Genomic DNA, 13,398 nt, shown 5'->3' on the forward strand with positions numbered 1-13,398 from the left:
GCCTAGCCGTCGAAGACGGGGACGTCCGGGATCTTGCCGAAGTTCACGGCGTTGAGCGTGACGGACTTGGTCCCGGCGGGCGGCGCCGTCAGGTAGACGTAGGAGCGGTACGGCGTCTTCGGCCGCCAGTACTGGACGCTCGATCCGACGTACGTCCCCTCCTCATCGCTTCCCTGGGGAGCGGTGAGCACCGGCAGGTAGGTCTTCCCGGAGCCGTCGGTGACGCTGAACCCGTTCACCCCCTGACCACCGAAAATCCCTTCGCCGCCGAACGCGGCCGGCTCGACGTCCTCGGCTTCGCTGGTCACCTCCACCACCCCGACCAGGAAGGCGCCGTCCCTGTAGAAGGGGTGGACGCGCAGCCGGAACGGCACCGGCTCCCCGATGCTGTTGCGGCCGTCGGCCTCGCGCTCGGCGACGACACCGCCCGGCGCCGCCCGGAACTGCGCGGGACGTCCCGTGCCGCCCGCGGCCCCGGTGCCGGGAGATCCCCCGGCGGCTCCGGGGGCCCCGGCCTTGAGGCCGTAGCTGATCTCGACACGGCGGTTGCGGGCGCGGGCCTCCGGAACGTCGGCGCCGTCCTTGGTCTCCTCGGCCAGCGGCTCGTCCGCCCCCTTGCCCGAGACCGCGAACCGCACCTGGCCGAGCCTGGGCGCGATCGCCGCCTGGACCGCCCTTGCGCGGCGCTCCGAGAGGTCCTGGTTGTAGCTCGGGGTTCCCTTGCCGTCGGTGTGGCCCTCGATCGTCACCGGCTTGGAGGTGTCGGCACGCTGGGCCATGTCCTGCGCGATCTTGTCGAGGATGCCCTGGGCCCTGCCTGAGAGCCTGTCCGAGTTGAACGCGAACAGGACGTCGCTGCGCAGGTCCTCGGTCTGCGTCCCGCCGCCGGTCGTGGAGGTCCCGGCCTCCCCGTCGATCTGGTCATAGAGGTCCTTGACGACGGGCTCGGTACCTGGCGCCGGCTGGTCGACGCCGTACACCTTGGTCTGGCCCGGCGTCGGATCGGCGGTCCCGGAGGCGGTGGGGCCCGGCCGCGCGGCTCCCGGCGGCAGGGCGGCCGGGCCGTCGATCACCGTGACGCCGGGCAGCTCCGCGGTACTCCCCGGCGTGGGCACCGAGACCTGCTTGACCGAGGGGGGAAGGGCGGGGAACCAGATGTCCGACTCGTAACGGACGCCCTTGGTGAAGTACTGCTCGTATGTGCCCAGCTCGTAGTGGGCCATCGAGACGTACAACTTGCGGCCCACCGGATCGAGCAGGTGATAGCCGTCGAAGCTGAGATTGGTGCCCTCGTCGCCTTCGTCCAGGTAGTTGACCGCCACCCGCAGTTTCGTGAACTCCCCCCGCCGCTCAAGGCCGAGGAGCTCCAGGCGGTATTTGCTGGCTTGGGTGTCGGTGATGGACAGGCCGCCGAACATCCCCTCGCGGGCGATGACGGTCTCCCTTTGCCCCAAGGTCGCCTGGGACGAGGCGCCGGATCCGCCGCCCCCTTCCTCCTCTCCGTCCCCTCCGGGACAGGCGGTGAGCGCCAACCCGAGCGCCGCGGACAGGACTACGAGACGCATGGACCTCATGGTGGTGGTGCCGATGACGCGCACAGGAGTCCCCGGATGATGGAGGGCGGTAGGTGACCGCAGGGAAGCTACCGCCGCCGAAGTTGTGCACCAAGGGGTCCGCCGAGTACACAATCCCCTCCCTTGCATAGGGGTGAGCGCCCGCATCGAGCGAAAACGGGGGCGGCGAGGCGGCGGCAGGCGAACAAGCTGTGGTCAGGCTCCTACTTCGCTGGATCGGTCGGCGGCGCACCCATCAGCGTCCTGCGGCACTACGTCGAGCAGCACAACCGCCCGGCCTCGACTACGGCACACTGGCAAGAAGGATTGAGGGGCTTCCAGCGTCCAGCCATCCCGCCCACGCACCTCCAGGACATCTGCCGTGTTCTCCGAGCCTGACGACCCCGACGTCCGCGAACGAATGCACGCTGCCTTCGCCGACGCGGCGAACCGGCTCGGCTGTGCGTCCGCGGACGGCGCCACCGAAGCCTGGGGCCACGACGGAAGGACGATCGGCGCTCCCGTCACGACCCCCCACGGAAACGCCTGGCTCCGAGTGCTAGAAGCACCAGTAGGCGGGGAGGGAGGAAAACTCTGGACCGGCACCGAGGAAGCCGCCGCGACTCTGCCGACGGAGATCCCACGGCCCCGACTGTTGGAATCGGCCGACTGGGTCGGAGTGGGCTACGCCTACCGAGCTGAACTCAGCACCTACATTTCGGCACCGGTCTGCTCCCCGACCCCGGACCTCACCGAACACATCCCCCTGCCCGACGCATGGTGGTCACGCTTGCAGCGGGCTACCAACGCGGTTGCGACCACACCGGCCCCGGACAACCGCCAACGCGTCATCACCCAGGACTACATACACCGCACCATCCCGCAGTACCTCGGCGATGTAGGCATCGACACCACGGTCCGCCGCTGGACTCTCGCCCATGGCGACCTGCACTGGGCCAACCTCACCTGGCCGGAATTGAACATCCTCGACTGGGAAGGCTTCGGCCTCGCTCCCTACGGGTTCGACGCCGCCCACCTGTACGCCTACACGCTTCCGGTCGCTGAACTAGCAAAACGCGTCCGGACCACCTTCGCCGGCATCCTGGCAACCCCCGAAGGCCGGCTCGCCGAACTCACGGTCGCGGCCATCCTCCTACAGGCCGCCGACCGCGACCCCGTCCACGCCCGGCTGGCCCCCCGCATCCGAGAGTTCGTGCGGAGGCTGCGCGCCCGATAGCTCGCCACCGGACGGCGAGGTTCCCGCTGTTAGAGGCCGAACTCTCCGCGCTTCACGCGCTCCAGCAACCCGGCGAACGCGTCCCGACCGAACGCCAGCCGCTCCCCGTCCGGATCCTTGGAGTCCCGCACCCACACCTGCTCGTTGACGCCCGCCAGCTCCACACACGCATCGTCGTTGCCGCCGCCACTGCGAGAAGCCTTACGCCAGTCGATCATTCGTACGTCCTCAACATCTGTTCCATCAGGGTCTGCGAATCGGTCCAGGGCAGGGCAAGTGCCCCGATCTGATCAAAACGTACTTCGAGAAGGGCGGACTCGTCACCGGCTTCGATCAACCGACCGGCGACCTGCGCAACGGCGTAGGAGACACCTCGACCATTGATGGTCATCACCTGGAAGTGACCGTCATGCCCTGGGTGCCAGCCCGAAGCACGAGGGACGACACGGACGTAGATCCGATCCGTCGCCGCAAGCTCGATGAGGTAGCGCAACTGCTCCGCCATCACCTCACGACCACCCACAACGTTTTCGAGCACTTCCTGATCAACGAGTATCCAGAGGTAAGGCGGCTCCTCGCGCCGCAATACCTTCTGACGCTTCATGCGTGCCTTGGCCTCCGCTTCAACCTCATCGGTGCGGCCGGCCGCCTTCAGGAGCGCCTCCGCGTACGCCTTCGTTTGCGCCAGCGCTGGCACGGTCTTGCCGTGATACATCTTGAGAACGTCTGCGGCTTCCTCGTACTGGATGTACTGCTTGAACCAGTCCGGGTCGTGCCCACTGCACGCGAACGTGTGCAGCCGCTCGAAGTGACCACCCGTGTCCCATGCCTGGTCGAGCCGCCTCATGTATGTATCGCGCGGCTTGAGACGTCCGGCCTCCCAGTTCGATACGGTCGCTCGCGTCACATGGACGATCATGGCGGTCTGGGCGAGCGAGAGACCTCGCTGCGTACGGTAAAACCACAGGTCAAAGGCCAGCCACGCCCATAGCGAGGACGCCGGGTCGATCGACTCTCGAACACTCACCGCTCCCCCAGCTGTATCGCGTCACCCTGAAATCACTTCAGGTTAAAACATAAATACCCAGAGTGAGGGCACAATCCGTAAACCGAGGATGGCCCTCAATGAATGACCTTGATCTGGTCACACCGGCGCCCGGCTTGCCCGAGGTGCGTTTGACCCTGCTCGCCGTGCCGTCGACCGTCGTACTGGCTCGCGAACTCGTCCGCTATGCCCTGACCAACTGGGGCTTTGACCGCGAAGTGATCAACGACTCGAGCCTCGTCATGAGCGAGATCGTCACCAACGCCGTCGCGGCGGCCCGCGATCAGCAGATCCGCCTCCGCTGCGCCCTGAACGAGGGCGCACCGCTCCTGGAGTGCTGGGACCCGTCCCCCGAACTCCCGACGAGGTGCCCTGAGTACCTCATGGCCGAAAACGGCCGGGGCCTCGCTCTCATCTCCGCCTACGCGAAAGAGGCAGGCACCCGCCCCTCTTCCACCGGCGAAGGCAAAATCGTCTGGGCCCAGATGCCCGCCTGACAGTTCAGACCCGAATCCGCCCCGGCAACAAGTCCTCCGCTGACTCAGGTGAAGCGGGCTCGGGCTGCGGAGATCACCGTCTTGCCGTCCACTGATGCCTCGGCGAGCGTTGCCTCGTCGTCCTTCCAGGTCTCCACGTGCAGGGTGTCGCCGGGGAAGACGGGGGCGGCGAAGCGGCCTTCCAGTTCGAGCAGGTCGGCCGGGTGGGCGCCCTGCGACTCGGCCAGCGGGAGGGTTAGGGCGGCCAGCGTGCACAGGCCGTGCATGATGGGGCGCGGCATTCCGGCCGTCTTCGCCGCTTCCGGGTCTATGTGCAGGTGGTGGCGGTCGCCGAGGAGGCGGTAGAGGGCGGCCTGGTCCGGGGACGTCTGGAGGGGCAGCGTCCCGTCGGGTTCCGCTTCCGGGCGGCGGCGGGCGGACGGGCCTCGGTCGCCGCCGAAGCCGCCGCTTCCCGGGGCGAACAGCGACCAGGTGGCCTCGAAGTACTCGCTTTCCACGGCGACCTCGAAGACGGCCGCGGAACCCTTGTCCCAGACTTCGGCGACGCGGGCGGTCATCTCCACCGAGCCCGAGCGAGGCAGGGGTTCCCGGACGCGGAGGCGTTGCGAGCCGTGGACGGCCGTCGTGATGTCGAAGGCACCCGCGGAGCCCAGCGCGTCCGGTGCCCACTGGGCGAGGGTCAGCGCGAACGTCGGGAGGACGCTGAGTCGCTCCTCGAAGACCAGGTCGAGGTCGGAGGCGCTCGCCCCTACGGCGAGGGCGTAGAGGATGGGTTGCGTGTCGTCGTAGGAGACGGTTCTGGTGCCGAGGTCGCGGCCACGCCATTCGCTCATCCGGACGCTCCCAGGATCAGGCCGCTGGTCGGGACGCCCGTCCCGGCGGTGACGAGGACGTTGTGGATGTCGCCCGGCTGGTTCACCGACGTCCCCCTGACGAGGCGGACCCCTTCCGCGATGCCGTTCATGCCGTGAATGTAGGCCTCGCCGAGCTGGCCGCCGTGGGTGTTGCACGGGAGCCGGCCGCCGAGTTCCAGGTTGCCGTCCGCGACGAAGTCCTTGCCTTCGCCCTTGCCGCAGAAGCCCAGTTCCTCAAGCTGCGGCAACACCAGCGGCGTGAAGTGGTCGTAGAGGATCGCGGCCTGGACGTCGGACGGGGTGAGGCGGGACTGCGCGTAGAGCTGCCGTCCCACCAGGCCCATCTCGGGGATGCCGGTGATCTCGGAGCGGTAGTAGCTCGTCATCATGTGCTGGTCGTTGCCGGACCCCTGAGCGGCGCCCCAGATCAGGGCGGGGCGATGCGGGAGGTCGCGGGCGCGGTCGGCGGAGACGATGACGAGGGCCTGGCCGCCGTCGCTCTCCTGGCAGCAGTCCAGCAGCCGCAGCGGCTCGGCGATCCAGCGGGACGCCTGGTGGTCCGCCAGGGTGATCGGCCGGTCGTAGAACCACGCGGCGGGGTTCTTCGCGGCGTGCGCCCGGTCGACGACGGCGACGCGGCCGAAGTCCTCGCTCGTCGCGCCGTACTCGTACATGTAGCGCTGAGCGAACATCGCGACCCACTGGGCGGGGGTCGACAGGCCGAACGGGTTCATCCACGCGTACGCGGCGCTGTCGGCGCTGACGTCCATCGGGCGGTCCGCCTGGCCGAGGCCGTAGCGGGTACCGGAGCGCTCGTTGAACGCGCGGTAGCAGACGACGACGTCGGCGACGCCGGTCGCGACGGCCATCGCGGCCTGCTGGACGGTGCCGCAGGCCGCGCCGCCCCCGTACCCGACGCGGGAGAAGAACTTCAGCTCGCCGATGCCGAGGTTGCGGGCGATGTGGATCTCGGAGCTGGTGTCGGCGGTGAACGTCACCATGCCGTCCACGTCGGACGGCTGGAGGCCGGCGTCGGTGATGGCGGCGAGCACCGCCTCGCAGGCGAGCCGGAGTTCGCTGCGGCCGGACTCCTTGGAGAACTCGGTGGCGCCGATCCCCGCGATGGCGGCCGCCCCGGGCAGCACGCTCATGAACCACTCCCCTGCAGCTGAACGACGACCGTGCCCGTGACATGCGGGCCGATCGCGTTGATGCCGCGTACCGAGATCTCGACGCGGCGGTCGTCGTGCTTGGCCGTGACGGTGCCCGTCAGGACCATCGTGTCGCCGGGGTAGTTGGGCGCGCCCAGGCGAATCTTGATGGCCTTCACCACGGCGGCGGGCCCCGCCCATCCGGTGACGTACCGGTCGACGAGCCCGTTGGTGGTGAGGATGTTCATGAAGACGTCCTTGGAGCCGCGCTCGACGGCGAGCGACGGGTCGTGGTGGACGTCCTGGTAGTCGCGGCTCGCCAGCGCGGTCGCGACGATCATCGTGCGGGTCAGCGGGATGCCCAGCTCGGGGAGCTCCTCCCCGACCTCGACAGCGTCGTAGCTCTTCACAGGGCAGCTCCGAGGAGGTCGAGGTCGGCGGACGCGCCGCCGAGCGTGCCGGAGATCTGCTTGCCCCACAGGAAGTGGCGGTGCACCGGGTAGTCGACGTCCACGCCGATGCCGCCGTGCAGGTGCTGGACGCGGTGGACGACGTTCAGTCCGCCCTCGTCCGACCACCATTTGGCGACCAGCACGGCCGACTCGGCGTCCTCGCCCGCCTTGATCAGCGAGACCGCGTGCCACAGGCAGACGCGGAGCGCGTCGATCTCGATGTAGCAGTCGGCGAGCTGGTGCTGGACGGCCTGGAACGCGGCGAGCGGGCGGCCGAACTGCTCGCGTCCGGTGAGGTGGTCGGCGGCCTGCCGGAGCGCACCCTCGGTGACCCCGGTCTGGGTGGCGGCGAGCGCGACGCGGGCGAGCCGGAGCGCGGCCGCCAGGGCCCCGTCCGCGAGCGCCTGGGCAGGGGCGCCGTCGAGGGTGAGGTGCCCTGCCCTGTCGTGGGTGGTGGTGTCGGCGCGTTCCCAGGACGTCCCGGCGGCGGACGTGCCGACCAGGTAGAGGCCGGGGCCGTCCTCGGACCGGGCCGCGACCAGGACGTGCGACGCGCCGGACGGGGTCGGGACGGCGGCCTTCGTGCCGGTCAGCAGCCAGCCGTCCCCGTCGCGGACGGCGGTGCAGTGCGGCTCGGCGGGGTCGGCCGCGGGGACGAACTCCTCCAGCGCGACGGTCAGCCGCTCGGAGCCGTCCGCGAGCGCGGGCAGCATCTCGCGCTGCGCGGGGGTGCCGTGCCCGGCGATGGTGAGCGCCGCGACGACCGCGGGCCAGATCGGGACGGGCGCGACGGCACGGCCCTGTTCTTCGAGCAGGACGGCCAGCCCTTCGACGCCGAGGCCGGCGCCGCCCGCGTCCTCGGGCAGCGCGACGCCGAGCAGTCCGGCGTCCGCAAGCGCGGCCCACAGGGTCTCGTCGACGCCGGTCTCGGACCGTTCCGCGGCCCTGATCCGTTCCTGCGTGGCATGGTCACCGAAGATCTGCCGCGCCAGGTCCCGGACGGCTTCCAGCTCTTCGCCCAGCGTGAAGTCCATCACTGCTCCTTCGCGTCGGCCGGGCGGAACACCGGCAGGGACAGGTCGGGGTCGGGGTCGATCCAGTCGAGGACGACGGGCATGCCGATCTCGACGGCGGCGGCGTCCACGCCCGTCATGTTGGCGATCAGCCGGGTGCCCTCGGTCAGCTCGATCACCGCGACGACCAGCGGGTAGTCGAACGCCGGGTGCCGCGGGTGGTGGTTGACCACGTAGCTGTGGACGTGGCCGCCGCCCTGCGCCTCGACGGTGTCCCAGTCGAACGAGCCGCACTGCGGACAGCACGGGCCGGGCGGGTGCCGCAGCGACTTGCAGTCGGCGCAGCGCTGGATGACCAGGCGGTGCTCGCGGGCGGCCTCGAACCAGAACGCGTTGTCGGGGTTGATCGCGGGCCTGGGACGCAGCGCCTTCGGCGGCGTCTCCTCGGCGGGCTCGGGTTTTCCCGGGGGGCGGAAGCGCAGCAGCCGCCACCGCTGCGTCGCGACGATCTCGCCGGACGCGTCCCGGTACGTCTTGACCGTGCTGACGAATCGTCCGGCGCCGAGGCCCGTCTTCTTCTCCGGGGAGATCGACTCGACGGTCTCCTCGATGCTGACGTGGTCGCCGGGCACCAGCTCGCGGTGGAACTCGAACGCCGAGTCGGTGGCGACGACGGAGGTGTACCCGCCCTCGGCGAGCAGCGCGTTCAGCTCGTCGGAGGCGGTGGGGGCCTGGCTCGGGCGGACGGACGCGGCGTATCCGTGCATCACCCACGCCTGGATCATCGACGCGGGCGCCACGATGCCGTCCCGGCCGTTCGCCCTGGCGGCTTCGTCGTCCAGGTAGACCGGGTTGTCGTCGGCCATCGCCTCGACCCAGTGGCGGATCATCGGGACGTTCACCGGGTCGGGCCCGGGGCGGCGCTCGACGAGTTCCCGTCCGGCCCATGCCTGCAGCCTGGCCTCGTACGCGTCGTGGGCGGCGGGGCCGTCGTGTGCGGAGTCGTTCATGAGCGCCTCGACCTCGGCAGTCCGAGTCCCTGGACGGCGACCATGTCGCGCAGCACCTCGTTGACGCCGCCGCCGAAGGTGTTCACGATGCCCTGCCGGGAGAGCTGCTCGATCTGGCCGTGCAGGACGGCACCCGGCGATTCGGGGCGGATCCGCCCGGCCGCGCCGAGGATCCCGGTGAGGGTGCGCTGGACGAAGATGTGCGTCTCCGTCCCGTAGGACTTGGCGGCGCCTGCCTCGGCGCCGGTCAGCGTGCCCGCGTCGACGGCCATGGTCATCTTCCAGTTCATCAGCCGCATCGCCTCCAGCCTGGCGTGCGTGCGGGCGAGGTCGGCGCGCACCCACGGCAGGTCGATGACGCCGTTGCCGCGGGCCCAGTCCCGCACGTCCTCCCACAGCCGGATCATCCGGCCGCCGAGCGCGGCGAGGCCGATGCGCTCGTGGTTGAGCTGGTTGGTGATCAGCCCCCAGCCGCCGTCGACGTCCCCGACGACCGCGGACCCGGGGACCCGGACGGCGTTGTAGTACGTCGACGTCACGACCATCCCGCCGACCGTCGGGAGCGGGCTCCAGGAGAACCCGTCGGCGTCGGTCGGCACGATGAGGATCGAGATGCCCTTGTGCTTGGGCGCGTCCGGGTTCGTGCGGGCGGCGAGCCAGATGTGGTCGGCGGTGTTGGCGCCGCTGGTGAAGACCTTGCTGCCGTCGATGACGAACGCGTCGCCGTCCCGGACGGCCTTGGTCCGCAGGGACGCGAGGTCGGTGCCCGCGTCGGGTTCGGTGTAGCCGATCGCGAACACGATGTCGCCGGACAGGATGCCCGGCAGGAACCGCCTCTTCTGCTCGTCCGTCCCGAAGCGCATCAGCGTCGGGCCGACCGTGTTGACGGTGACGAACGGGAACGGCAGCCCGGCCCGCTGCACCTCGTCGAAGAACACGTACTGCTCGGCGATCGACCTGCCCTGCCCGCCGTACTCCTCCGGCCAGCCGTAGCCGAGCCAGCCGTCGTTGCCGAGCATCTTGACGATCTCGCGGAACCGCTCGCCGCCGACGCCCTGCTCGCCGGCGCGGCGCCGGACGTCCGCGGGCAGCAGGCCCGCGAAGTACGCCCTCAGTTCCGCGCGCAGCTCGCGATGCGCGTCGGACTCACGCAGATCCATACGTGCCCTTTCTCGTCAAGGCAGGTTCGTTTCACGGCAGGAAGCGGGTGCGGCCGGCGGCGGCGAACTCCTCGCGGAGGGCCTCCTTGTCCGCCTCGGTCATCAGTACGTACTCGGGGACGCCCTGCCCTCCGGCCGCGCGGCCCGCCCACCGGTACACGGGGTCGCCGGTCCGCCAGCCTTCGAGCTGCATCTCCTTCTTCTTGAGCTTGCCCGATCCGGTGGTCGGCAGCCCGTGCGAGACGCGCACGAAGCGCGGCGCGCCCTTGGTCCCGAGGTCGTCCTGGGCGGCGAGGAACGCCGGGAGGTCCAGATCCTCGAACCGGACGTCGGAGGGGATCTCGATCGCCGCCATCACCTGGTCGCCGGAGCGCGGGTCGGGGACGCCGAACGCGACCGCGTCCACGATCTTGGGGTGGCGGCGGACGACGTTCTGGGTGAGCAGCGCGGAGATGTTCTCCGAGTCCACCCGGATCCAGTCGCCGGACCGTCCGCCGAAGTACAGGAACCCGTCGCCGTCGACGTAGCCGAGGTCGCCCGTCCAGTACCAGCCGTGCCGGACGCGTTCGGCGTCGGCCTCGGGGTTGTCGTAGTAGCCCTCGAATCTCGCGGCGCCGTGCACGTCGACGATCTCGCCGACGGCGGCTTCGGCGTTGGTGACGCGGCCGTGCCCGTCCAGGACCGCGGGGGCGCACGTCTCGCGCGTCTCGGGGTTGACGATCCGGACGCCGTCGTGGGCGGGCCTGCCGAACGCGGTCGGCGGGGTGCCCGGCACCCGCTTGATCATCCCGGCGCTCTCGCTGGAGCCGTAGCCCTCCACCAGCTTCGCGCCGAAGCGGCGCAGGAACGCGGCCTTGTCCTCGGGGGACGCCTCCGTCCCGAACCCGTGCGTGAGCGTGTTGTCGCCGTCGTCCGGCCGCTCGGGCGTGCCGAGGACGTAGCCGATCGCCTTGCCGACGTAGGTGAAGAACGTCGCGCCGTAGAACCGGACGTCCGGCAGGAACCCGGACGCGGAGAACTTCGGCGCCAGCACGACGGTCGCGCCGGCGGCGAGCGCCGGGGCCCACAGCGCCATCAGCGCGTTGCCGTGGAACAGCGGCATCGGGCAGTAGCAGACGTCCTCGCGCTTGACGTCGTACTTGGCGCTGTTGGCGCGGCCCAGCTCGGCGAGCCTGCCCTGGGAGCAGCGCGCCGCCTTCGACTTGCCGGTCGTCCCGGACGTGAACAGCAGCAGCATCTGCGTCGCCGGGGTGACCGCCGCGGCCGCCGGCGGCTCGCAGGCATGGCCCTCGACCCGCGCCGGGTAGTCGTCATCGTCGATCAGGACGAAACGGTCGCGGGGGACGCCGATGTCGAGGCCGTCCAGCAGTTCCAGCCCGGCCCGGTCGGTGACGAGGAGCTGGAGGTCGGTGTGCCGGACCTCCTGCTCCAGGTAGGAGCCGGTCCGGGTCGGGTTGATGCCGACGATCGTCGCGCCGCTCAGCGCCGCCGCCCCCAGCCACAGCACGTACTCGGGGACGTTCTCCAGCAGCACACCGATGTGGAACGGGCCGTCCCGGCGCAGCTCGCGCGCCAGTGAGGCACGCGCCGCGCTCTCCCGGACGACCTCGTCCCACGTGTAGGTCCGCTCGCGGCTGCGCAGGCCCGGACGGTCGTCGCCAAGCCTCGCGAGCAGCAGACCGGCGATCGTCTCGTCACGTCCGGGCACATCAACCACGGGCTCATCAACCACGGGCTCACCAACCACGGACTCACCAACCACGGGCCCATCAACCACTGGCGCTCCCCCAGGCCGGTTCGGTGGACAGGACGCAGTGGGTGCCGCCGTAGATCGCGGTCATGCACTTGTTGCAATGGATGCACAGCGACTGGGTCTCGGGCTCGTCCTTGATCCGGTTGATCAGGTCGGGCTCGCGCAGCAGCGCGCGGGCCATCGCGACGAACTCGAAGCCCTCCGCCATGGCGGTGTCCATGCCGGTCTTGTCGGTGACGCCGCCGAGCAGGATCATCGGCAGCTTCACCGCGGCGCGGATCTGCCGGGCATCCCTGAGCAGGTAGAGGTCCTCGTAGGGGTAGGACTTCAGGAAGTGCTTGCCGACGAGCTTGATCCCGAGCTTGGTCGGCTGCTTCATGACGGCGGCGAACTCCTGCAGCGGCGCGTCGCCCTTGAACAGGTACATGGGGTTGAGCAGCGAGCTTCCGGCGGTCATCTGGAGGGCGTCGACCGAGCCGTCGGCCTCCAGCCACCGCGCGACCTGGATGGCCTCGTCCAACCAGAAGCCGCCGGGGACGCCGTCGTCCATGTTGAGCTTCGCGGTGATCGCGATGCGGTCGCCGACGGCGTCGCGGACGGCGCGGCCGATGTCGCGCGCCAGCCGGGCGCGGTTCTCCAGCGAGCCGCCGTACTCGTCCTTGCGGTGGTTGACCTTGGGGCTGAGGAACGAGCTCGTCAGGTAGTTGTGCCCCATGTGGATCTCGATCGAGTCGAAACCCGCCTCGATCGCCATCTTCCCGGCCTGACCGTGCGCGTCGACGATGCGCGCCAGGTCCGCGTGCGTGGCGGCCTTGGCGACGGTCTGCGTGGTCATGTGGAAGTGGCGGCTGGGCGCCAGCGCGGGCAGCTTGTTGCTCTTGGGGTTGGCGACCGGCCCGGCGTGCCCGATCTGCGCCTGCGCCGCCGCGCCCTCGGCGTGCACGGCGTCGGTCAGCCTGCGGAGGCCGGGCATCGCCTCGTCCCGCCAGTGGATCTGCCTGCTGTCGGTGCGCCCCTCCGGCGCCACCGCGCAGTACGCCACGGTCGTCATCCCGGCGCCGCCCCGCGCGTGCCGGACGTGGAAGTCGATCAGCGCGTCGGTGACCTGCCCCTTCCTGGTCAGGCCCTCGTAGGTGGCGGCCTTGATGACGCGGTTGCGCAAGGTCACGGGCCCGAGCTTCGCGGGCGCGAACACGTCGGGCTTCGGGTCGTTCATTCGGAGTCCTCCATCGGACAAGACGTTAATCAGCGGGACGCCCGGACATCCCCGGGCATCCCGCTGACCGGGAGCGTCGACGTGCCGCGCCGGCGTGCTACTCCTTGTCGCGCAGCGCCGCGGCGATCCGGTCGGCCTGGGCCTGCTGCTCGACGAGCTGGCGCAGCAGCCACAGCCGCAGGACGCGGGTGACCGCGGCGGCCAGGTACAGGGCCGCGCCGAGGACGGTCACCGCCAGGAACCCGACGGCGAGGGTCTGCAGCGAGCCGACGTCGCGCATGTCGTCCTGCGTGAGCGAGACGTTGTAGGCGATGAAGACGCCGGCGACACCGGCGACCATCGCGATGACACCGGCGACGCGGAGCACGCCGTCGAAGCGGGACTGGTCGGTCTTGAGCTTCTGGCGCGCCACGTCGTCCTTGAACTGCTGGCGCCTTTCCTCAGTGAGCATGTCGGG

Annotated in this window: 15 protein-coding genes; 3 read left to right on the top strand and 12 right to left on the bottom strand. The window is 70.2% G+C overall.

The window, feature by feature from the left end:
- Positions 1–2: 2 nt before the first annotated feature.
- Positions 3–1,565 carry an OmpA family protein gene (locus E1285_RS10105; RefSeq protein ID WP_165966538.1) on the bottom strand — a complete coding sequence of 521 codons (1,563 nt, stop codon included), beginning with the start codon at positions 1,563–1,565 and terminating at the stop codon, positions 3–5.
- Positions 1,566–1,697: 132 nt separating this feature from the next.
- Here E1285_RS10105 and E1285_RS46510 point away from each other — a divergent pair, with 132 nt between their 5' ends.
- Positions 1,698–1,952 carry a transposase gene (locus tag E1285_RS46510; protein ID WP_207946515.1) on the top strand — a complete coding sequence of 85 codons (255 nt, stop codon included), beginning with the start codon at positions 1,698–1,700 and terminating at the stop codon, positions 1,950–1,952.
- A 391-nt stretch (positions 1,953–2,343) separates the two neighbouring features.
- Positions 2,344–2,790 carry a phosphotransferase gene (locus E1285_RS10115; RefSeq protein WP_132150463.1) on the top strand — a complete coding sequence of 149 codons (447 nt, stop codon included), beginning with the start codon at positions 2,344–2,346 and terminating at the stop codon, positions 2,788–2,790.
- A 29-nt stretch (positions 2,791–2,819) separates the two neighbouring features.
- On the opposite strand, the gene E1285_RS10120 is transcribed toward E1285_RS10115, so the two are convergent.
- Together E1285_RS10120 and E1285_RS10125 are read right to left on the bottom strand one after the other, a co-directional pair.
- The gene (locus tag E1285_RS10120) at positions 2,820–3,008 is read right to left on the bottom strand and encodes a DUF397 domain-containing protein (protein WP_132150465.1); all 189 of its coding nucleotides are present in this window, start codon (positions 3,006–3,008) and stop codon (positions 2,820–2,822) included.
- A complete protein-coding gene (locus E1285_RS10125) occupies positions 3,005–3,817 on the bottom strand; it encodes a helix-turn-helix transcriptional regulator (RefSeq protein ID WP_132150467.1) in 813 nt (270 codons plus the stop codon). Before E1285_RS10125 ends, E1285_RS10120 begins: the two co-directional genes overlap by 4 nt.
- A gap of 98 nt (positions 3,818–3,915) precedes the next feature.
- Between E1285_RS10125 and E1285_RS10130 the strand changes: the two genes are divergently transcribed.
- The gene (locus tag E1285_RS10130) at positions 3,916–4,332 is read left to right on the top strand and encodes an ATP-binding protein (RefSeq protein WP_132150469.1); all 417 of its coding nucleotides are present in this window, start codon (positions 3,916–3,918) and stop codon (positions 4,330–4,332) included.
- Between the two features lie 44 nt (positions 4,333–4,376).
- On the opposite strand, the gene E1285_RS10135 is transcribed toward E1285_RS10130, so the two are convergent.
- The 9 genes from E1285_RS10135 to E1285_RS10175 all read right to left on the bottom strand — a co-directional run bounded on the left by E1285_RS10135 (position 4,377) and on the right by E1285_RS10175 (position 13,392).
- The gene (locus E1285_RS10135) at positions 4,377–5,165 is read right to left on the bottom strand and encodes a MaoC/PaaZ C-terminal domain-containing protein (RefSeq protein ID WP_132150471.1); all 789 of its coding nucleotides are present in this window, start codon (positions 5,163–5,165) and stop codon (positions 4,377–4,379) included.
- The gene (locus E1285_RS10140) at positions 5,162–6,337 is read right to left on the bottom strand and encodes a lipid-transfer protein (RefSeq protein WP_132150473.1); all 1,176 of its coding nucleotides are present in this window, start codon (positions 6,335–6,337) and stop codon (positions 5,162–5,164) included. Before E1285_RS10140 ends, E1285_RS10135 begins: the two co-directional genes overlap by 4 nt.
- On the bottom strand, positions 6,334–6,747 hold the full coding sequence (locus E1285_RS10145; protein WP_132150475.1) for a MaoC family dehydratase: 414 nt from the start codon (positions 6,745–6,747) through the stop codon (positions 6,334–6,336). Before E1285_RS10145 ends, E1285_RS10140 begins: the two co-directional genes overlap by 4 nt.
- Positions 6,744–7,823, bottom strand: a complete 1,080-nt coding sequence (locus E1285_RS10150) for an acyl-CoA dehydrogenase family protein (RefSeq protein ID WP_132150477.1) — start codon at positions 7,821–7,823, stop codon at positions 6,744–6,746. The genes E1285_RS10145 and E1285_RS10150 overlap by 4 nt, the downstream gene beginning before the upstream one ends.
- Positions 7,823–8,812 (bottom strand): MaoC family dehydratase N-terminal domain-containing protein, encoded by a 990-nt coding sequence (locus E1285_RS10155; RefSeq protein ID WP_132150479.1) that lies wholly within the window; start codon positions 8,810–8,812, stop codon positions 7,823–7,825. Before E1285_RS10155 ends, E1285_RS10150 begins: the two co-directional genes overlap by 1 nt.
- Positions 8,809–9,972: an acyl-CoA dehydrogenase family protein gene (locus E1285_RS10160; RefSeq protein ID WP_132150481.1), complete on the bottom strand. Its 1,164-nt coding sequence runs from the start codon at positions 9,970–9,972 to the stop codon at positions 8,809–8,811. Before E1285_RS10160 ends, E1285_RS10155 begins: the two co-directional genes overlap by 4 nt.
- Positions 9,973–10,003: 31 nt before the next feature.
- The gene (locus E1285_RS10165) at positions 10,004–11,689 is read right to left on the bottom strand and encodes an AMP-binding protein (RefSeq protein ID WP_243722695.1); all 1,686 of its coding nucleotides are present in this window, start codon (positions 11,687–11,689) and stop codon (positions 10,004–10,006) included.
- A 52-nt stretch (positions 11,690–11,741) separates the two neighbouring features.
- Positions 11,742–12,941, bottom strand: a complete 1,200-nt coding sequence (locus tag E1285_RS10170; protein WP_132150483.1) for an NADH:flavin oxidoreductase — start codon at positions 12,939–12,941, stop codon at positions 11,742–11,744.
- Positions 12,942–13,038: 97 nt separating this feature from the next.
- Positions 13,039–13,392, bottom strand: a complete 354-nt coding sequence (locus E1285_RS10175; protein ID WP_132150485.1) for a hypothetical protein — start codon at positions 13,390–13,392, stop codon at positions 13,039–13,041.
- Between the last annotated feature and the right edge of the window lie 6 nt (positions 13,393–13,398).

Origin of the sequence: Actinomadura sp. 7K507, assembly GCF_004348425.1 — a bacterium.
Taxonomy (GTDB): Bacteria; Actinomycetota; Actinomycetes; order Streptosporangiales; family Streptosporangiaceae; genus Spirillospora.